Below are 21,432 nucleotides of genomic sequence, written 5' to 3' on the forward strand. Positions count from 1 at the left end.
TGCAGTGAAATTCGTCAATGAATACCGTCAGAGTGAAAGCATCCAGAAAATCGCCGCAGAAATTCGCAAAGTCACCACACAGCCCTGGACGATTATGGAGGTGTGCGGCGGTCAAACCCACGCCATTGTTAAGAATCGCCTCGACCAGTTACTGCCCCAGGAAATAGAGCTGGTGCATGGGCCCGGCTGCCCGGTTTGCGTTACGCCCTTGGAGACAGTTGATCGGGCCATCACCATCGCGGCCTTACCGGAAGTCATTTTCTGCTCCTTTGGCGATATGTTGCGCGTACCGGGATCAGAGCGCAGCCTGCTCGATGTGAAGGCCGATGGAGGCGATATTCGCATCGTCTACTCCCCCTTGCAGGCGGTGAAGATTGCCGAGGACAACCCCGCAAAACAAATTGTCTTTTTTGCCGTAGGATTTGAAACCACCGCAACCGCCAATGCCATGGCTGCCACTCAGGCCAAAAACAAATCTCTACAAAATTTCTCTCTGTTAGTCTCCCAATTCTTGGTGACACCCGCCATTGCCTCTATTTGTTCTGCCGGGGACTCGCGCGTGCAGGGGTTTCTTGCTGCCGGTCATGTGTGCTCCATAACAGGCTACGAGAATTACCTGCCGCTTGCAGAAAAGTACCGGGTGCCCATCGTCGTCACCGGTTTTGAACCCCTGGATATTCTCGAAGGTTTGCTGATGTGTCTGCGCCAATTGGAGCAGGGTAGTTATCGGGTTGAAAACCAATACCTGAGGGCGGTGGAACGAGTCGGTAACCGGCAAGCACAAACATTACTGGACAGTGTGTTTAAGGTTTCTGCCCAGCAATGGCGCGGCCTGGGAGAAATACCGGCGAGTGGCTTGGGGCTTCGTAAAGATTTTTTGGAATTCGATGCCGTGCCAAAATTCGAACTGCCCGAGATCAAAACCCAGGAACAACATCACTGTATAAGCGGCGCCATTATGCTCGGTCATAAAAAGCCCGCCGATTGCCCCCATTTCGGCACAGACTGCCGCCCAGACCGCCCCCTGGGTGCCCCCATGGTTTCTTCAGAGGGCGCCTGCTCAGCCTATCACCGCTACAGCCAACAGGTAAAAGCCCGTGAATATTCAGTGTCCACTCCCAGCGACAAATAAGGACAGTATCCGGCTTGGGCATGGCAGTGGCGGTGAGATGACCCAGCAGCTTCTAAACGATTTTATCCAACCGCTGTTTAAAAATACCTGGATCGACCAGGCCCATGACAGCGCTACCTTGCCTTGGCATTCTGATCGCCTGGTGTTCACCACCGATTCATTCGTAATTACCCCATTGTTTTTCCCTGGAGGGGATATCGGCAAATTGGCTGTATATGGAACCGTCAACGATCTGGCCATGGGCGGTGCTGAGCCAAAGTTCTTAAGTTGCAGCTTAATTCTGGAAGAGGGACTACCACTCAGTACATTAAAAAGAGTGCTGGAATCCATGGCTGCAGCAGCGGAGGAAACCGGGACAAAGCTGGTTACCGGAGACACCAAGGTGGTGGAGAGAGGCAAGGGCGATGGTATCTATATCAACACCAGTGGAGTGGGTACTCTGCTGAGTGATCACCCATTAGACCCAAGCTATATCCGCCCCGGCGACAGGATTCTGTTGTCCGGGGATATAGGTCGGCACGGCATTGCCGTTATGGCAAGTCGCGAAGGGCTGGAGTTTGAAAGCGCGCTCAGTAGTGACTGCGCCCCACTCAATAATGCGGTAAAGGCACTGCTACAGGGTGGTGTGGAGATTCACTGCTTGCGTGACCTTACTCGCGGCGGCCTCACCACCGCACTGGTGGAGCTGGCCGAAACCGGTGGCAGGGCGTTTGAATTGGATGAAGAGCAGATCCCAGTCTGCGAATCCGTACAGGGAGCCTGTGAAATGCTGGGCTTAGACCCGCTTTACGTTGCCAACGAGGGGCGCTTTGTCGCAGTTATTCCCGAAGAGTACGCTGATCAGGCCATCGCAATCCTAGGGGAAGACCCAGTTGGGGCATCCTGTGCAATCATTGGGCAGGTCTCAGACAATCCCAGTTGCCAGGTCATCCTGAAAAATAGCCTGGGTTGTGATCGCCTGTTGCAACGCTTACCCGGAGAGCAGTTGCCGAGAATCTGTTAATAGGCATGAAGATCACAACGGTCTCAGCCTGACTCAAGCATGTCATCCCTTTGCTATCATCAATACTTAATAGTATTTAGTTTGTTAGTGTAGGGGAGGTCCCTATGAACCGATGTGCTCCAAACGCCTTAGGTGTTGCAATTGGTGTACTTTGGGCAATCTATGTCTTTTTCTGTGGTATCACGGCCATATTTGGCTGGGGATTGGAGCTCGTCGTTACACTTTCGTCACTTTATATTGGCTATGCACCAACCTTTATTGGTGCCCTCATCGGCGCAGTGTGGGGATTTGTTGATGGCTATATTGCCGGAGTTGTTATTGCTTGGATATATAACAAGCTGGCGAAGTGAACCGAATAGGGAGTTTTAAGCTGAGCATGCAGGTCTAATATTAAATAACTAAAAAAATGAAAAAACAGAAATCCATATATATCAAGTAACAGGCTTAAATGGATTTACCTGACAAGGAATATTGTCAGTATCACTGTCCATCAAACTTAATAAGAAGACTATCAATAAGTAGTGCTTAGTTTTAAATTTCCACTCTCGAAAAGGGGAAATATCTTACTCCCAGTTCGCCCCTCAACCCTGGCGCACTCTAATAAAACATCCTAACCTGATTCATTGTTCACCAGGGACTGAATTAGCCAATCCGGTTGATATGTGTCAGCTATCATTGGGGCTTTTGGCCATTCATACATACGCTTGTTAAAACCACAAAAGAATAAGGGGTCACCATGGATTCGAAGAAGGCTAACCTAAGGGTTTTCCTGTTGGGCATCTTTGCTGTCATATTCGCGTATATGAAGCCAGCTTATGCAAGTTCAGACACAAAAAATAGCTTGGATGGCACCTGGTGTACCATTGAGGAAGGATCTTTTATTTTTTATGAACATAAAAGGGAGGCTGTAGATATAGGGAAAGGCGACTACTGCCGAACCTTTAAAGTCTTAACCGTGAACGAATCACGTGGCGGCGGACGATTCATTGATGTGCTTAAAAAGCCTGATATAAAACATCAAATAGGAGGCATCGAAGAATCAAAAGATGGAATAATTTATAGTAAGGATATTGGTATATTTGTGTATTCGAAGACAGATAATAACACTCTTATGGTCACACTCGACGTGTCAGATGAAACGGTGAGCAGGCTTTCAATTGATAGTAATGGAATTATGCAAGGGTTTGTAGAAGAGGTAACCAATAACTCATCCACGCATGAAGCACTTGTGGGCGTTTTACTCTTCAAGAAAACCGCGAAGCCAATACCCAAGAACTTTGATCAAGAATGGAACGCACTCTTTAAACAGACACACAAATAGCCTCCATTGACATTCAGAAAAAGGTATCAGTTAAGTCACTTCAGTTTAAACAATTGGGCTTAGGAATGGTGCTTTAGAAGCCAAGGGGAGAATTATGATGGAGTCAGTTATCTGCTGGATAGGCTCATAGCCAGGTGGTAACCAGCTATAGCCTCAGATGGGGTAATCCCTAATGCTGTACGAAAGCTGCGTGTGAAATGCGCCGTATCGGCAAAACCATTATCCAACGCAGCATTACGAACCAAATCACCAGTTAATAACTGATGAGCTGCACTTTGAATCGCCAACCACAATTTCAGCCCACGAAATGTCATACCTGTTGACGCCTTAAAATACTTTAGTGCCTGAGTTCGTTCACGATTAAGGCGTATCGCCAACTCTTGTTGTGACATACGAAACATAGGCTCATCTGAGAGATGGGTAATAATTTGAGCGATATCTGTAGGGCATTTTACTTGTCGATATCCAAGCTTTGCGCGTAACTCAAGTATGGAACTCTCTTCGCCCCAGAGGGCATCTATGGCAATTTCATAATTTGTGTTAGCAAGTTGAATTGCCAAGTCACTATCATAGGGAAATTGCAGCCCATTTAGATTTAAAATCCGAGCTCTCCCCTCAATAATCACCTCATGAAGAACCTGAGGGCGCACCAGAAGAATATCACCCACAACTTGCTTTGCTCCATACTTCAGAACAATGGGGCCATCGAGGCCACATAAGAGACAAGTAGAAGGCAGCGTATGCGCCCGTAATCGGTCAGCAGCAAGAAGGAATAGTGGGCTCGAAAACACCTCTTGATCATTAATCATACAAGTCACCAGACCTTGAGTGCACGTTTATTCAACACAATTGGAAAACTGCATATTAAAGTAGTTATTCATTGACGTATAGATTCTAAAACTGGCGCTGTATATAGATAAGTATGTGGTACGCCATTTAAAAAGGATTTGAAAAGAGATGTCTCATATCTCGAAAGGCATCTACTCTTTGGTGAAAAAGATGGAGAAAAGAGTGCCCCTATTTTTCAGTAAAGTTTAGACAGCAATGCCAATTTTAATATCAAAAGGATTTCCAAAAAGATTCCCGAGGGAGGAGCATCCTTTAGCATCCCCCTATCAATATGAAAACCAACTGTGAGTTAAGCAGTTATCATCGGTCAATATTTTAAATGAATAGCCATCTTCATAAAGCACTAAAAGTATTCTTGTTAACTCTTCTGACTTACGCTCCTATTCTATCGGCATCAACAGATATCCAAGAAAAATTGCGCGATGTACTAGAGGGAATGAAAAAAGAGCATAAGTTGGTCGGGGTTGGATCTGTCATTCTTCAGGGTGGGCAAGTTATCGCCCAATATACGAGTGGGGAAAGAGAAGTCAATAGTGGCGTATCGTTATCTAAAAATGACAAGTGGCATTTAGGCTCAATAACCAAATCCATGACTGCCACGATGATTGCTCGCTTAGTAGAAAAAGGAGTTTTGAATTGGGAATCTACAATTGGGGATATATTTGCTAAAGAGAAAGCTATTGATAAGCAGTGGCAAAAAGTGACCTTGAGGCAATTATTGACGCATACCTCAGGTGCGCCAACCAACTTTTCTGCAGATATCCAAGCTGAACACCCCAAAAAAGGTAAACAAAGGATACAACATCGATATAACTGGGTTGTGGAAATACTCAATTTGCCATTAAATTCAAATCCCGGTGAATCTTTTTCCTACTCAAATGTTGGGTACACTGTCGCTGGCGTTATTGCGGAGACAGTCACTGGCCAGTCTTGGGAAGAGCTTATCGAACAGGAAGTATTTAAACCGCTGGGGACTGAGTCCGCTGGATTTGGCCCTCCAGGAGAGAGGAATAGAGTTAATGTTATATCTCAACCTAGAGGGCATATTGAATTACCTGAAGGTAAATATTCCGTTGGTATCGGCAATGAGGCGGATTACAGCCCAATAATGGGACCGGCTGGGTCAGTGCATATGTCACTACAAGATCTAAGCCAATATGCCTTTGAGCACCTGCAGGGAATAAAGGGGAATGGGTCACTACTCAATAAAGAAACTTACCAGCTAATCCATACTCCAGCTTTAAATTCATACAGTTTTGGTTGGGTTCAATCTACTTTTGGCGACGAAACTCATATTTGGCACAATGGCTCCAATACATATTGGTATTCATATGTCGGCCTCTTTCCCAGTAGAGATTTAGTTATTACCTTTTCATCGAATGATGGTTCATTTTCTCAAACCAGCATTTAATTAATGAGCTTCTCATAAAGATCCTGGGTGATATGGATGTGTAGACTTTTAAATGTGCAGACTAGAGAAGCCACTCTAAACTACCTAATAAAACAATAAGGACTTTCACCCCAATTCAGCAAGTGTATTAATATGGCAATTACAATAGATAAAACCTTAAGTGCTTTGGTTTACAAATGATTAATCGACACCTGAAATGTAAAGCTTGTCTTTCCATAATCATCAGCATTTTTATATCGGCAAGCTGCACTAAGAGTGGCAAGTCAATGGGATTATCCTCAGATATCACTGGCCTACCCATAGAGGAAGCTAAGGGGTGCGAGATTCTTAATCAAAAAACTACGGGTGCTACTTTTGTTATGTTCAATATTGATACCGATCGTCTCAGGGTATGCAATGCTGAACGCGCTCATAAACCTTTCCTGCCTGCATCAACCTTTAAAGTAGCGCACGCATTGATTGCATTAGAGCTAGAAATTATCCAAGGGCCAAACCAATATATGAAGTGGGATGGAAGAGAGAGAGTAGTACCAGCTTGGAACAGGGATACTACACTCGCCACAGGGATGGCCAACTCTACCGTTTGGTATTACCAGGAAACAGCTAAAAAGATTGGCTATGAAAATATGTCCCGCTGGGTAAAAAAACTTGGTTATGGTAATACTGATATCGGCCTTTCTCGGGAACTCACACATTTTTGGCTGGATGGTTCTCTGAGAGTTAGCGCACTGGGCCAAGTCGAGTTTTTGAGTATGTTAAAGCGGCGTTCGCTACCAGCAAGAGATAAGAACCAGATAATAGTAGCCGAAATGATGCGGACTCAAGTTGAGAATAATACAAGTGAAGTTTATGCAAAAAGTGGACTTGTCTTACCGATTGATCCAGAGACAGGAGATATAACCAATTCCGATACCGTTATCTCCCGTTTAGAGACTGTTGATCGTATTGGCTGGTATATTGGCTGGATTGAACAAGAGGGTTCAATGGGCGGAGATATCGTTTTTGCCTTTAATCTAGATATAGGTGCACCGGAAGATATTGGGAATCGACGTCGATTAACTTTAAATATGTTAGAGGCAAATGGAGTAGCATTTAAATAGTTCCTGTTATTAATAACCAGAAACAAGAATGAGATATAAAAATCAGCAGGGTTATTGGTGAATTTATTTAGATCTGGACACCCATGAAATTGATAACTTGCTATTTCTATCGATACTGCTCGATTGTTTTTGTTGATTGATTCTAATTCATTTATTCTCTACTCAACTAAAACAGCCTTAAGGCATAGGTTTAATTTATTCTTATGATCTTAGGTTTGCTTAATTGGCCCTATGTTTTTCTCTGTAGAAATACTTGTGAGGAGTAAACGCTGTCATGATGATTACCGTTATAGAAGATTTCTTTAATAAAGGGTGCGGACGTTGTGATCGATTTAATACTTCAAGCTGTTCCTCATTTATTTGGAGAGATGGTATCCATAAACTTCGGAGAATTTGCCTAGAAAATGAACTTGTTGAAGTGGTTAAATGGGCACACCCATGTTACATGCACGCTAATCGTAACATTGTTATGATTGGCGCAGTACGAAACGATTTCCGACTTATTTTTTTTAACGCTAGTTTAATGAAGGATCCATACGGCATTTTAGAGCGTCAAGGTGAGAACACACAAAGTCCAGATATGATGCGTTTTACAAACGCCAAACAAGTAGATGATAAAGCATATATCATTCAATCTTATCTCTTAGAGTCAACAAGATATGCCGCCGAAGGTATAAGACCCTCAAAGAAAAGAGAGAAACAATGTTTACCTGTTGAATTAGCGGAAGCACTAAGCACTGATGCAGAGCTTGCACAAGCTTTTTATAATTTAACACCTGGGAGACAGAAGAGTTATGCTATCAAACTCAATTCAGCAAAAAAATCCGAAACTCGAGCTGCATATATAGCTAAATTTCGATCAAAAATTATGTCTGGCAAAGGACCACAAGAACAGTAGTATGTTGATACTGAAAACTCTTTAAGCTATCTATAAGTATCTGAGCAACTAATAGATAGCATCACAATTAACTACTCTTAACAGAGAATCCATAATTATGAAACGTATGATTTTTGTGAACCTGCCCGTTAATGACCTTAAGGCCTCAATGGAGTTTTACAAATCCCTAGGATTTGAGAACAACCCACATTTTACCGATGAGACCGCAGCCTGCATGGTTTGGAGTGAAAATATAAGTGCCATGTTGCTTACCCATGAGAAGTGGCGTCACTTCACATCTCGCCCGATCCCCCCTTCAAGCAGCAGCGAGGTTATGCTGGCTTTATCTATGGACAGCCGTGAGGCAGTTGATGTGATAAACAATGCAGCGGCTGCCAATGGCGGCACCGCCGATACCAACCCTCCACAAGATCATGGTTTTATGTATGGCAGGGCATTAGCAGATCCCGATGGCCATGTTTGGGAGGCAATGTGGATGGATCCAACTTCACTTTCTGAGAAAGCTGACAAGGTATAATATAATTTACATCTCATATTATTAATGATGGCTACCTCTTGTGAATAAGGGCTTAGTTGTGCCTAATTGATACCTCTAAGCCTTTTCATCCCTGATTGTTTTCAGTATCTAGAACCTTTCGAATAATTAATATTTATTGCTAAGCTCAGTCGAAAATAGAAAAAGATAACCCGGCAAAGGTGAAGCGTGCTTCAGACGCGGTCTGAGAAAAACTGGCACTCAATGCCCCCAGAGACGGTGCTCTCCGAGCTGGAGAGCGGTATGGAGGGAATCGGTGAGGATGAAGCGGCGCTAAGACTCCAAACTTACGGACCCAACTGCCTGCCGGCACCGCCTCGCAAAGGATTACTGCGGCGCTTCTTCTCCCACTTTAACAATATCCTGATTTACGTCTTGCTGGGTGCGGCGCTTATCACAGGACTACTGCAGCACTGGGTAGATACCGGAGTCATCCTGGCGGTGGTTATCGTCAATGCGATTATCGGCTTTGCGCAGGAGGGTAAGGCGGAAAAGGCCATGGATGCTATCCGCCATATGCTGGCACCACGTGCTGCGGTCCTTCGCAACAACCAGCGGCTCACTGTAGAGGGAGAGAAGCTGGTACCCGGAGATATTGTGCTCATTGAAGCCGGTGACAAAGTGCCTGCCGATCTGCGGTTGTTAAAAACGCACAGCCTGCAGATACAAGAGGCCATCCTCACTGGGGAATCGCTCGCAGTAGAAAAACACACCGCCCCGGTTAACACCGATACCCCCTTGGGGGACCGCAGCTGCTTAGCCTATAGCGGTACCAGTGTTACCAGTGGGCAGGGAGTGGGGGTAGTAGTGGCCACCGCAGCAGAGACAGAGATCGGCCATATCAGTGGCATGCTCGCCAGTGTTGAAACTTTAACCACTCCGCTGGTTGAACAGATGGGCATCTTCGCCAAATGGCTGGCACTTTTTATTCTGACCGTTGCCACGCTCATCTTCGCCTTTGGGCTGTTTGTATTGCAGCACAACTTTACCGAGCTGTTTATGGCCATTGTTGGGCTTTCGGTAGCCGCTATCCCTGAGGGCTTACCGGCAGTTCTAACCATCACATTAGCGGTTGGGGTCCAGGCGATGGCACGGCGCAACGCCATTGTCCGACGCCTGCCGGCTATCGAAACCCTGGGATCAGTATCGGTAATCTGTACCGATAAAACCGGGACACTCACACGCAACGAGATGTGCGTCGCCACTGTAGTTACAGGCACACAGCACTTTGAAGTAAAGGGCGAGGGCTATGAACCGCGGGGTGAAGTCATGCTCTGCGGCGAGCCGGTAACGATGCCGGCCCCGCACCCCCTGGAGGAATTGGCCCGTGTTGCGGTTCTTTGTAATGACGCCGAGCTCAGAAAAGAGGATGACAACTGGCTCGTGGAGGGCGACCCCATGGAGGGGGCCTTGCTGGTGTTTGCCACAAAAGCGGGAATGAATGACGGGGAGGTACGCAAGCAGTGGACCCGTACCGATATTATCCCCTTTGATGCCCAGCATAAGTTCATGGCCAGCCTGAACCACAACCATGAGAATCATGCTCTGATCGCCGTTAAAGGTGCGCCGGAACAGGTTTTGGCAATGTGCAAAACCTATCGCAGCGAGGAAGGAGGCTGCGAACCATTGGTAGAAACTTACTGGCGACAACAGGCCGACGAAGTGGCGGCATTGGGGCAACGTGTCTTGGCGCTCGCCTCAAAAGAAGTAAAGCCAGAGCACACGGTACTGGAGCACTCCGACGTGAAGGGCACTTTAACCCTTCTCGGCTTGGTGGGATTGATCGATCCTCCCCGTCAGGAGGCTATAACCTCCGTTGCGGAATGCAGGGGCGCGGGTATTCGGGTGAAAATGATTACCGGCGATCATATCGCGACCGCAAAAGCCATCGGTCAGCAGATAGGTTTACAGGGGCCGGATAAAGCCCTAACGGGAGTGGACATCGACAACCTGGATGACGCGGCATTGGCGGCAGAAGTCCTGAAGGTGGATATCTTCGCCCGCACCAGGCCAGAGCATAAATTGCGACTGGTAACCGCACTTCAGGCCCACGATATGACTGTGGCAATGACTGGCGATGGCGTTAACGATGCCCCCGCATTGAAACGCGCCGATGTCGGCATTGCCATGGGAAAAGGCGGAACCGAGGCCGCCAAAGAGGCTTCCGAACTGGTTCTAGCGGATGACAATTTCGCCTCTATTGGTGCCGCCGTACGTGAGGGGCGTACGGTTTATGACAATATAAAGAAAGTGATCAGCTGGACACTACCCACCAACGCAGGAGAGGCCTCAACCATTATTGTGGCACTGCTCTTTGGCATGGTGCTGCCGATAACACCGATCCAGATACTTTGGGTAAACCTGATTACCGCCGTTACGCTCGGAATTGCGCTCGCTTTTGAGCCCACCGAAGAAAATACCATGCGCCGTCCCCCCCGTTTGCGCGGACAGCCATTGCTCACCAGCGTGCTGGTATGGCATATCGCATTGGTAAGTACGTTATTTCTATGTGGCGTATTCGGGATATATACCTACGCCATTGAGCAAAACTACTCCCTGGAGCTTGCACGCACCATGGCCATGAATACATTGGTGGTGATGGAAATTTTCCACCTGTTCTTTATCCGCAACATGTATGGCACCTCTCTCACTTGGAAGGCCGTACGCGGCACAAAGGTTGTTTGGCTGGCGGTACTTGTCGTTAGCGCGGGGCAGTTCGCAATTACCTATATTCCCACCCTGCAGAAAATCTTCGCAACCGAAGCTGTGACATTCGCCGATGGAGTATTGATTGTTGCTATAGGCGTGGCGCTATTTACCATTGTCGAAATTGAAAAACAGATGCGTATACGACTCTCAAGGCAAACACCTGACTTTACCACTGGAAAGAAAGCGTAACTGCTTTTGAAAACCCTTATCCTGGTCCGAGCCAATCTCCTCCGACTTACTTTCTATTGAGCCCCTATTATTTAACGTTAAAGGGCTTAGAACGCACTCTTTACAAGTTTCCTTCTATCTAAATACCTAAGGAGCCTTTGAATCATTCCGTAATATCTCTGCGGATCTTGAAGTCTGCAGAGATAAGGCGCAGCTCGCAGCGAATGGCCATAGCCCTTTACAAGGGTTGCAACGCAGCAGCTGTAGCCCTCAAGAGCCGCCCTAAAAGCCAGAGGCATCACAGAATTATCCAGAAGCCCCCGAGAAAAGCCGTTACGAATCTATTAACGCTGGCGTTTTCAGTGACATGGAGCACAGTTTTTCATGTTGGCAGCAAAGACAACACCATGGATGAGACTTTGAAATACTCTTGACCTTAACCACGCTAATGGGCATTTCGGAGTTTCCCTAACATTGCTAAAAGCTCGGTGTTGGGACTGTTTCTTGCAGGGTAAAAACCGGGAGCAGTCACGAAGCGAATAAGCAAAAATTTTCTGACGTAAAACTCTTTAACGCTTACTGAATATCCATCGCCGGGCTCCGGCTGGGAGTAATGATATGCCGTTTAAACACATCCTACTGCCCCTTGATGGCTCCTCCATCGCCGAGGAGGCCATCGCCCACGCGGTGATGCTTGCACAAAACAGCGGCGCAAAAATTCATCTACTGCATGTGCAAAACTCTGACGAGCAAGGCATCGACCCGGTGGACTGGAGGTTGCGTAGGGTGGAGTTGCGAAGCTACCTCAATCGCCTCGCTGAACGTATTTCTGAGCAGGGTATCACTGTGACCCAATCTGTGGTGGAGGGGCGCCCGGCGGAGCAAATTGTCGAGTACTGCGAAGAAGTGGATGTCGATTTAATCGTATTCACTGCCTACGGCAAAGGAGGCGTCAGTCGTTTCGACTTCGGCAGTACCGCCCAAAAGATTTTCAGTGGCTCCGGGCGTTCATTCATCATCGTTCGGCCAGGCTTAAAACCGCCAGCCCAGGATAATATGGCCTACCGCCGCATTCTGGTATCCATGGATGGCTCCTCGCATTCAGAGTGGGTGGCCTGTCAGGCGGCTTCAATGATGCGCGGACAAGAGATGGAAATGATCTTGCTGCAAGTCATCGCGGTACCAGAGATGCCACGCAAAATGCCCATCACCCGAGAGGAGCATGCCACTCGGGAGAAGTTTGTCGAATGTAATCGCCGCGCTGGCGAGGTCTACCTGGAAGAGATGGCCCGCCAATTGGAAAACGGTATTAAAGTGCGCCCCATGTTGTTGGTTGCGCAAAATGTCGCCGAATGTATTTATGCCACAGCCGCTGAAGAGGATGTCGATCTAATCGCCATGAGCGCACACGATTGGCAGACTGGCGAGCATCACGTAACCGGTACCGTATGCCACACGGTAATGTCCCACAGCAATCTGCCGGTATTAATCTTTCAAGACCTGCAGGAATCCCAATTACAGGCCCTGCGCGCTGGCACTGACGCCTGTCAAATTCGCCATTCCACTCTACCGGTTAGAAATGAAGCCCATCGATGAAATTGCGGTTTTGGAAAAAGCAGGGCGCCAGCCACAAGCACAAGTTCTTTTCACGTTCAAAGCCAGGGCAAGTAGCTTCCCAGGTGGCGGCTACTCTACCGGCAGATGGCAACGATTCGAGCCGGGACAATAGCCGGGATAATGAACAGCAGCGTCTTGAAGATATAGCCACGCTGGCTAAGCGGCATTCAAACCCTGTCGGGGCAGGTGGCGGCTACCGCCTTAGGTCGCATTTGGGCAAGCTGGAAAAGCACTTCGAGAAAATCTATCGGCATCTCGCGGCGCGGGTGGAATCTGGCGAAAAAAGCACGCGTAGCGAAGAGTGGCTTCTGGATAACCGCCATGTGGTTCAGGAAGCCCTGCAATTGGTCTGCGAGTCTCTCCCTAGAAACTACTTGAAGCAGTTGCCGCAAGTCACTGCGGAAGATGGCAGTATCGACCTGCGTTTACATCTCCTTGCCAATGCCCTGATCACCGATTTCTCCCAGCCAGTGGATGTTCAATCTATTCACTTACTGGTAGACCACTATCAGGAGGATGCCGTACTCACCACGGGCGAACTTTGGGCACTGCCCGCCCTGTTACGCCTTTGCCTGTTAGAGCACTTGGCGCAACTCGCGGAGGAGGCCCTGGGTGGAAATACCGGCACCGAGGAAGAACTCAGTGTCGGCATCGCCAGTGGCATTATTAGCCTGCGAGAATTGCGCAGTTGTAATTGGCGGGATTTTGTTGAATCCCTCAGCCGTTTAGAACGCATTCTGCACAGCGACCCTGCAGACGCCTACCGCCGAATGGATTTTGAAACCCGCGACAGATACCGGGATGTGATTGAAAAGCTGGCTCGGGGCAGTGGTGCAAGCGAACAACAGGTAGCCCAACAGCTGGTAAAGCTGAGCAGTGAACAGGAGCCCGGCAGCCGGACTCAGCATGTGGGTTATTACCTAATAGATGAGGGGCGACCACAACTGGAAGCGATACTGGACTATCGCCCGGGTTTTCTGCAGCGTATTCATTGGCGGTTGCTGCATAAAGCCTCCAAGGTTTTCTTTTCTGGGCTGGCGCTCTTCTCTATTCCGCTACTGCTTGCCCTAGCCATATATCTGCTCTGGGGCGGCGCTTCTGTAATTTTGACCTTACTGGTACTGGTGGTTGCCGCGGTACCGCTGATCGGCATGGCCTTGGCTTTGGTCAACGGCTTAATAACTCACTGCCTGCCGCCGCGTCTACTGGCCAAGATGGATTTCGATAAAGGTATTTCGAAAGAATGCCGCACCGTGGTGGTAATGCCGGTACTGTTTGCCGATGCGGAGGATATGCAGAGGATTCTCGAATGCCTGGAAATCAATTTCCTCAACAATGGTGACGAGAATCTGGTTTATGCCGTTCTTAGCGATTTTGCTGACTCGGATGAGCAAAGTGCCAAGGGGGACAATGAACTTCTGGAGATCGCCAGGGCCTCCATCGAATCCTTAAATGAACGCCACAGGGCCAATGAGGGCCGATCGCCTTTTCTTTTGTTGCACCGCGAGCGCCGTTGGAATTCGCTAGAGAATTGCTGGATGGGCTGGGAGCGTAAACGCGGCAAACTGATCGAGTTCAACCACCTGCTTTCGGGCCGTGAGGATCACAGTTTCACCAGCTGTTTTGGCGATCGCGAACAGCTCCAGGGCATCCGTTATGTCATCACACTAGATGCCGACAGCCAGATGCCACCAGATACCGCGCGGCGCCTTGTCGGCGCCATGGCACACCCGCTCAATCGCGCGGTAGTCAACGACGACCTACAGCGGGTGGTGGCTGGTTACGGATTTTTGCAGCCCCGCGTGGAAACCGACCCTGCCAGTTCTGATGGGACTATCTTCAGCCAGATTTTCTCCGGCGATCGCACCGTAGATCTCTACACTCACGCGGTATCCGATGCCTACCAGGATCTGTTTGGTGAGGCGATATTCACAGGCAAGGGTATTTATGATCCGGAGGTTTTCTCCCAAACCCTGGTAGGCCACCTGCCGGAAAACGCCATTCTCAGCCACGATCTGCTAGAGGGCGCCATCGGTGGAGTAGGGCTTTTATCGGATGCCGTATTCTATGAGCAATACCCGCCCAATATTTTCGCCATGCTGCGCCGCTCACACCGTTGGATTCGTGGTGACTGGCAATTGCTTTCCTGGTTGGGCAAGTGTGTGCCGATCGAAAATGGTGAGAAAGTCAGCAACCCTCTACCACCCATCCAGCGCTGGCAGATCGCCGATAACTTGCGTCGCAGTTTGGAGTCTCCCTCTCTTTTGGCTCTATTTCTGCTGGCCTGGAGCGGCTGGCTGCCAGGCCAATCCTGGGCCTGGACCTTGCTACTTCTATTACTGTCATCCGCCTCGGTATGGCAGGAACTGCTATCGATGATTTGGCGGAGCATAGCCGACCCCAGTCGTGCTCATCTTCATCTGCGGGGAGGCCCAGCAGTTTTACAGCAACGCTTTTTGCACTGGCTTTTGTCTCTGGCTCTGCTCCCAGTACAGGCAGTCAATGCGCTGGATGCGATAGTGCGCACTCTCTACCGGCTGCGCGTTTCCCACCGCCATTTACTGCAGTGGACCTCGGCGGCACATGTCAATCGCTCCGTCAGAAACGCCCTTACCACTACAGGCAGCTGGCGGGAAATGTGGGTTTCTCCCGCGATTGCATTATTGGTAACGGCAGGCCTGATTTTTTGGGCTCCCGCCAGCCTACTGCCCGCCGCGCCGTTTTTATTGGCCTGGCTGTTTGCGCCGCAGCTGGTACACCATATCAATCTGCCACGGCTATTGGAGCCCTCAGTTCTATCCGAAGAAGATAAGCGAGAGCTGCGCTTGTTGAGCCGGAGAACCTGGTTTTTCTTCGAACATTTTATGGGCCCGGATGACCATTGGCTGCCACCCGATAATTATCAGGAAGAGCCGCTGGCCGTCCTGGCCCGGCGCACCTCTCCTACCAATATAGGGCTGGGACTGCTCTCGATTCTCAGCGCCTACGACTTTGGCTACGTTGATCTCAGTCTACTTTTGGCGCGTCTCAACAACAGCTTCGACAGGATGCGCGGACTGGAGCGTTATCGCGGGCACTTTCTCAACTGGTATGAAACCCGCGAACTGCACCCCCTCAACCCCCGTTATGTCTCTACCGTGGACAGCGGCAACCTGGCTGGCAGCTTGCTGACACTGGCCTCCGGTTTAGAGGCTCTAAAAACGGAACCACTGAGTGGCCGACAACTGGTATTGGGAATCACTGATACCCTCGATGCCATGGCGGAAACCCTACAACCTGTCGATTCGGATTCCACCCATAACGAAATCCGCGAGATCAACGCACAGATAGCGCAGTTTCGCCAACGCCTGCAAGCTGGGGCGGAACATAATCGCTGGTGGCAAACCATTGATGATATCTACGAGCGGGACGTGCCCTGGCTGCAGGAGCGGATGCTGACTCTTATCGAAGGAGACGAAAAGAACTTCAGTGCCGAGGACCTAGGACGGCTGCGGCAGTGGCTCGATGAACTGCACCGCCACGCGGTAGCCGCACGGCGCTACCAGGAGGCTTTGGAACCCTGGTTACGACTGATGCAAGCGCCACCCAAGGTTTGTCGGGAAGGTGGGGGCCCAATCAAAGAAGGTTTCCACGCTCTAGCGGCCGCGTTGAATAACCCAGTTTCACTGTCGTCCATGCCGTCTTTCTGTGAGGCGGCAAAAGATCAACTACAGCAGCTGCAAAAACACATCCCTTCCGAATCACTACAACAGCGGGATGAAGTCACGGCCTGGTGTGAAAAACTGTATAACGCTCTGGAAAGAGCCAGGGAAAACGCGGCCAGTTATTGCCGCGATATTACCAACTTGGCCACAAGGGCACGCAATTGGGTGGAGGAAATGGATTTCGCCTTCCTCTACGATCGCGATCAGCACCTCTTTCATATCGGTTACAACGTCACCGATGCCGCCTTGGACGCCAACCATTACGATCTGCTGGCTTCGGAATCTCGCCTGACCGGTTTTCTCGCTATAGCCAAAGGCGATGTGCCGGCACGCCATTGGCGCCACCTGGAGCGGCCATTCCGGCATTTACATCGCCGAGTGGTGCTGATGTCCTGGAGTGCGACGCTATTTGAATACCTAATGCCCCGCTTGTTTATGGAAACTCCGGAGCACAGCTTAATTGGGCGCGCCTGTCGCAACGCCATAGAAGTACACCGCAAATTTACCGGCCGCTATGAGTTGCCCTGGGGCATTGCCGAATCCGGTTACTACGAGCTGGATAGTCAGTTGCACTATCAATACCGGGCTTTTGGGGTCCCCGGTATCGGTTTCCGCCGCGACCTGGGTGAACGTTTGGTGATCGCGCCTTACGCTTCCATGATGGCGCTACCATTCGATGCCGGTGCGGTCATGGAGAACCTGCGTCAGCTGCGCGCCGAGGGGGGCTATGGTCAGTTTGGCCTCTATGAAGCCATCGACTATGGCCGCACCGCCAAACCGATACCGCGCCGTGCGCGCACTGTGCGCTCTTATATGAGCCACCATCAGGGCATGATTCTGCTGTCCATCAATAATTACCTGCATGAAGACATCATGCAGCAGCGCTTTCATAGCGACGTGCGGATTGCCGGCTTAACCCCGCTGCTGCATGAGCGCCTGCCCACCGCGCGACCAGCCTTAAGGCCCTGGCAGCAACCGGGACTTCAGCGCAGTTTCCACGCCGAAGGGGCACTACAGAGCTGGTCGGCACTGCCCGGGCGCCCCTATCCGCAGTACAACGTGTTGTCCAACGGCCACCACACTCTGTTGCTGGGCGCTGATGGTGCCGGCGGCAGCTACTGGCACAATATTGCCCTGACACGTTGGCAGCCGGACCCGACTCGGCACCAGGGTGGCCATTGGAACTATATCCGCGACCTGGATAGCGGCGAACTCTTCTCGGTCGGCCTGGCTCCCTGTGGTGGGGACGCCGGCCACTGTATGGCGAACTTCTCCCCGCAAGGTGCAGAGTTCCAGCGCCGTGAAGCGGAACTCTTCTGCCGTCTACACATAGCGCTCAGCTCCCAGCATGACCTGGAAGCGCGCCGGTTGGTAATCAAAAATGAGAGCAATCGCAGCCGCCATTTGCTGTTGGCGGATTATACGGAGGTAGTGCTGGCACCCGAGCGCGATTACCAACGCCATCCCGCGTTTGCCAAGCTATTCGTGGAAAGTCAGTACCTGCCAGAGGAGCAGGTGATGCTCTATCGCCGGCGGCCCCGCAGCAGTGATGAAAAGCCGATCTACATGGCCCACTGTGTATTGGTATCCTCTGGGGTAAACCACCAGCTGGCCTGGGAAACCGACCGGATGCTATTCCTCGGGCGCGGCGGATCACCAGCCCGGCCCCTGGCTTTGCAAAAGGGTTTGGCAGGTTTTACTGGCACCACGGGGCCCGTACTGGACCCGGTGATCGCCTCGGCCCAGGAAATATCCATTCCGCCCCAGTCTGAAGTTGAAGTTATCTATCTGACCGGGGCAAGCAAGTCCCGCCGAGAATTGCTCTCGGTGCTCCGCTCCTATCGCTCCCGTCCCAAGGCACGTTGGGTATACGATTTAGCGCGAATGCAATCGGAGCAGGAATTGCACAACCTTCGCATCCCCGCAGCAGATGTCTATTGGATGATGGATTTGCTAACCGCGGTATTGGCGCCTTCGGGAGGTCTACGCGCGCCCTCCAGGGTGTTGGCCCGCAGCCACCATATTCAGCGCTGTTTGTGGAGCCGCGGCATATCCGGGGACAATCCGATACTCCTGGTGCAGGTGCGCAGTGAGCAGGGAATCGATTTCGCCGAGCCCATTTTGCAGGCGCACACCCTATGGAGTGGTCGCGGCCTGGCCATAGACCTGGTTATCGTCGATGAAGATTCCGCCGGCTATTCCCAGCAGACCCGCGACAGACTTCAGGAAATGATCGCGGATATCCGCGGCCGCACTCTGCGCAAACTGAATGGCTCGGTGGTGATAGTACCTGGCCAGGAACTGCCGGAGTCTGACCGTATTGGCCTGCTGGCCGCGGCGCGAGTACTGCTCGATTCCTCCGCCGGTTCTGTGGCCACACAGTTAGAGAGCAGCGCCACAACATTGCAGGCTCAAATGCAGCCGCTGCCGCCGTTCGTGCCGGTGCAGCCCGCAGGCTATACCGAATTGCCAACTACAGAATTACAGCGCCCCGACGACCTTTTATTCGATAACGGCCTCGGCGGCTTCTCTGCAGATGGCCGCGAGTACATCCTACATCTGAAGTCTGGCAAGCTGGAAGAACCGGGAGAGCGCCCCCCGGCACCTTGGGTAAATGTCATCGCCAATCCCGACTTCGGTTGCCTGGTTTCTGAGGGCGGTTCCTGTTGCACCTGGAGCGGCAATAGCGGGGAGCACCGGCTGACGGCCTGGAACAATGACCCGGTACGCGACCCCAGTGGCGAAATGCTCTACCTTCGCGACGAGGAGAGCGCCGAGGTCTGGTGTCCGACTCCGGCCCCGCGGCCCGCCGAGGCCAGCTACCAGGTACATCACGGGGCGGGCTATACAGAGTACCGCCACAACAGTCACGGCCTAGAACAGTCCTGGCGTATAACTGTCGACCGATCAGCACTGGTGAAGATTGGCCGCCTGACATTGAAAAATGGCTGGAACAGGCCACGTCGGTTAACGGCTACCTACTATGTGGAATGGGTACTGGGGCTGACCCGCAGCAACTGGACACACTTGATCAATGAGTTCGTACCGGAGAGCCATACGCTGTTGGCCCGCAACGCTTTTGTTCCAGATGCCAAGCCCGGTGTCGCCTTCCTGACTGCCAGCCTGCCACCCCACGGCTTAACCACAGACCGCCACGAATTTTTAGGCAGCGCCGGGGGCCCGCAAGCACCGGAGGCACTGTTTCGTATCGGCCTCTCTGGCAGAGTTCAGTCTGGTGGTGACCCCTGTGCCGCCTATCAGGTGCATATCGATCTGGCTATTGGCGAAACCCAGCATATTTATTTCGTGATGGGGGAGGGGATAGATCGGGCTCAAGCCCTGGACTTGGCTGGAGAATTTCGGGACCCACAAAGAGCCGCAAACTCCCAGGCTGAGTTCGAACAGTTCTGGGAGGATTATCTGGGCTCGGTGCAGGTGCAAGTGCCCGACAAAGCCACCGAACTGATGGTTAATCGCTGGCTGCCCTACCAGACGCTGGCCTGCCGCCTCTGGGGACGCAGCGGTTTCTATCAATCCAGTGGCGCCTTTGGTTTTCGGGACCAGCTGCAAGATGTTCAGGCCTTGTTGTGGACTCATCCCGATTGGACCCGCCAACATATATTACGCACGGCCTCCCGTCAGTTCCAGGACGGAGATGTACTGCACTGGTGGCACGAAAATCCTTTACGCGGTGTGCGCACCCGCTGCTCCGACGACTTGCTATGGCTACCGTTTGTTACGGCTCAGTACATTCGCACCACCGGCGACTATGAAATCCTGAATGAACCCGTCAGCTACCTTGCAGGGGCACCACTGGGGAAGGATGAACACGAGCGCTATGCCGAATTTGAAAGCAGTGACGAATCCGGGTCCCTTTACGAGCACTGCTGCCGAGCCATCGAGCGTGCCGGTGCCGTGGGGCCCCATGGATTGCCGGTAATCGGCAATGGCGACTGGAACGATGGCTTCAGCCGAATCAGTACTACTGGTCGCGGTGAAAGTGTGTGGATGGGCTGGTTTTTGCTGCGGGTCTGCCGGGATATGGCCCCCCTATGTGACTACATTGGCGACTCTGCCCTGGCAGAACACTACCGCCTGCTGGGAGAAAACTTTCGTCAGCAGGTGGAAGACAGTGGTTGGGACGGTGCCTGGTATCGGCGCGCTTACTACGATGACGGCACTCCAATTGGCTCTAAAGAGAGTGATGAGTGCAAAATTGATCTGATCGCGCAGACCTGGTCGGTGCTCTCCCAAGAAGAACCCACTGAACGTGCCCACAAGGCAATGGAGTCAGCTAACCGGCATCTGGTAAACGAGCTCGCTCGGCAGATACTTTTGCTCAAGCCACCTTTTAATAAAACCAAGAAGGACCCCGGCTATATCAAAGGCTATCCGCCAGGTATCCGCGAAAACGGTGGCCAGTACACTCACGCCGCCACATGGGCAGTTTGGGCCGCCGCCGGGCTGAATCAAAGTGAGAGGGCCTGGCATTACTTCAATCTATTAAACCCGGTCACCCACACGAATACTGCCGAAGGCGTGCAGCGCTACCGCACCGAACCTTATGTATTAGCCGGCGACGTTTACGGCGTGCCGCCCCACGTTGGACGCGGCGGTTGGACTTGGTATTCCGGCGCCTCCGGCTGGTTGTATCGCAGTGCACTGGAGGCATTGCTTGGGGCAAAAGTTCTTGATGGCGATCACTTGGTAATCGAGCCCTGTCTACCGCAAACCTGGCACAACTATCACCTGTCACTGCGCTTTGGCAGCAGTCGCTATGAGATCGCCGTAAGCAATTGCGGTGGCTGTCCGAGAGAAATAGAGTCACTGACTCTGGACGGTGAACACATCTCCTCGGGGAAAATCCCTCTTAAGGATGATGGCCAGGAGCACAAGGTATCTCTGATGTTCAAGACTACATCACCGGCTCCCGGCTAATAGAGGGGTTACCCTTGCAGTTACTGCTGTATTAGCCGGGTAGGGCA

General features: G+C 51.1%; 12 protein-coding genes. 11 read left to right on the forward strand and 1 reads right to left on the reverse strand.

Translation table 11 applies throughout. The features are described from left to right. Positions 1 to 4: 4 nt before the first annotated feature. The 4 genes from hypD (at position 5) to ACXAFI_RS08895 (ending at position 3,456) form a co-directional block, all read left to right on the forward strand. Positions 5 to 1,132 (forward strand): hydrogenase formation protein HypD, encoded by a 1,128-nt coding sequence (hypD, locus tag ACXAFI_RS08880; protein WP_475108511.1) that lies wholly within the window; start codon positions 5 to 7, stop codon positions 1,130 to 1,132. After that, positions 1,098 to 2,135: a hydrogenase expression/formation protein HypE gene (gene hypE / locus ACXAFI_RS08885; protein ID WP_475108512.1), complete on the forward strand. Its 1,038-nt coding sequence runs from the start codon at positions 1,098 to 1,100 to the stop codon at positions 2,133 to 2,135. Before hypD ends, hypE begins: the two co-directional genes overlap by 35 nt. A gap of 104 nt (positions 2,136 to 2,239) precedes the next feature. Further along, on the forward strand, positions 2,240 to 2,485 hold the full coding sequence (locus ACXAFI_RS08890) for a bacteriophage holin (protein ID WP_475108513.1): 246 nt from the start codon (positions 2,240 to 2,242) through the stop codon (positions 2,483 to 2,485). Positions 2,486 to 2,871: 386 nt separating this feature from the next. Further along, complete coding sequence (locus ACXAFI_RS08895; protein ID WP_475108514.1) at positions 2,872 to 3,456, forward strand: hypothetical protein; 585 nt, start codon at positions 2,872 to 2,874, stop codon at positions 3,454 to 3,456. A 107-nt stretch (positions 3,457 to 3,563) separates the two neighbouring features. Here ACXAFI_RS08895 and ACXAFI_RS08900 read toward each other — a convergent pair whose 3' ends face one another. Further along, positions 3,564 to 4,265, reverse strand: a complete 702-nt coding sequence (locus ACXAFI_RS08900; protein WP_475108515.1) for a helix-turn-helix domain-containing protein — start codon at positions 4,263 to 4,265, stop codon at positions 3,564 to 3,566. A gap of 359 nt (positions 4,266 to 4,624) precedes the next feature. Between ACXAFI_RS08900 and ACXAFI_RS08905 the strand changes: the two genes are divergently transcribed. The 7 genes from ACXAFI_RS08905 (at position 4,625) to ACXAFI_RS08935 (ending at position 21,385) form a co-directional block, all read left to right on the forward strand. After that, a complete protein-coding gene (locus ACXAFI_RS08905; RefSeq protein ID WP_475108516.1) occupies positions 4,625 to 5,716 on the forward strand; it encodes a serine hydrolase domain-containing protein in 1,092 nt (363 codons plus the stop codon). 266 nt (positions 5,717 to 5,982) lie between these two features. Further along, the gene (locus ACXAFI_RS08910) at positions 5,983 to 6,816 is read left to right on the forward strand and encodes a penicillin-binding transpeptidase domain-containing protein (protein WP_475108517.1); all 834 of its coding nucleotides are present in this window, start codon (positions 5,983 to 5,985) and stop codon (positions 6,814 to 6,816) included. A gap of 274 nt (positions 6,817 to 7,090) precedes the next feature. Next, positions 7,091 to 7,714, forward strand: coding sequence for a YdeI/OmpD-associated family protein (locus ACXAFI_RS08915; protein WP_475108518.1), 624 nt, complete (start codon positions 7,091 to 7,093; stop codon positions 7,712 to 7,714). A gap of 97 nt (positions 7,715 to 7,811) precedes the next feature. Next, positions 7,812 to 8,231 (forward strand): VOC family protein, encoded by a 420-nt coding sequence (locus ACXAFI_RS08920; RefSeq protein WP_444922119.1) that lies wholly within the window; start codon positions 7,812 to 7,814, stop codon positions 8,229 to 8,231. Positions 8,232 to 8,417: 186 nt separating this feature from the next. Then, a complete protein-coding gene (locus ACXAFI_RS08925) occupies positions 8,418 to 11,147 on the forward strand; it encodes a cation-transporting P-type ATPase (protein WP_475108519.1) in 2,730 nt (909 codons plus the stop codon). Between the two features lie 597 nt (positions 11,148 to 11,744). After that, the gene (locus tag ACXAFI_RS08930) at positions 11,745 to 12,722 is read left to right on the forward strand and encodes a universal stress protein (protein ID WP_475108520.1); all 978 of its coding nucleotides are present in this window, start codon (positions 11,745 to 11,747) and stop codon (positions 12,720 to 12,722) included. Further along, entirely contained in the window at positions 12,719 to 21,385 is an 8,667-nt protein-coding gene (locus tag ACXAFI_RS08935) for a GH36-type glycosyl hydrolase domain-containing protein (RefSeq protein WP_475108521.1), read from the forward strand. The genes ACXAFI_RS08930 and ACXAFI_RS08935 overlap by 4 nt, the downstream gene beginning before the upstream one ends. Positions 21,386 to 21,432: the final 47 nt, after the last annotated feature.

The organism is Microbulbifer sp. ABH2_005 (assembly GCF_056160005.1).

Bases quoted from the DNA above. Each gene is read 5' to 3' on its own strand.
- ACXAFI_RS08890 (WP_475108513.1), top strand. From the start codon at position 2,240: ATGAACCGATGTGCTCCAAACGCCTTAGGTGTTGCAATTGGTGTACTT.
- ACXAFI_RS08895 (WP_475108514.1), top strand. From the start codon at position 2,872: ATGGATTCGAAGAAGGCTAACCTAAGGGTTTTCCTGTTGGGCATCTTT.
- ACXAFI_RS08900 (WP_475108515.1), bottom strand. From the start codon at position 4,265: ATGATTAATGATCAAGAGGTGTTTTCGAGCCCACTATTCCTTCTTGCT.
- ACXAFI_RS08905 (WP_475108516.1), top strand. From the start codon at position 4,625: ATGAATAGCCATCTTCATAAAGCACTAAAAGTATTCTTGTTAACTCTT.
- ACXAFI_RS08910 (WP_475108517.1), top strand. From the start codon at position 5,983: ATGGGATTATCCTCAGATATCACTGGCCTACCCATAGAGGAAGCTAAG.
- ACXAFI_RS08915 (WP_475108518.1), top strand. From the start codon at position 7,091: ATGATGATTACCGTTATAGAAGATTTCTTTAATAAAGGGTGCGGACGT.
- ACXAFI_RS08920 (WP_444922119.1), top strand. From the start codon at position 7,812: ATGAAACGTATGATTTTTGTGAACCTGCCCGTTAATGACCTTAAGGCC.
- ACXAFI_RS08930 (WP_475108520.1), top strand. From the start codon at position 11,745: ATGCCGTTTAAACACATCCTACTGCCCCTTGATGGCTCCTCCATCGCC.
- ACXAFI_RS08935 (WP_475108521.1), top strand. From the start codon at position 12,719: ATGAAATTGCGGTTTTGGAAAAAGCAGGGCGCCAGCCACAAGCACAAG.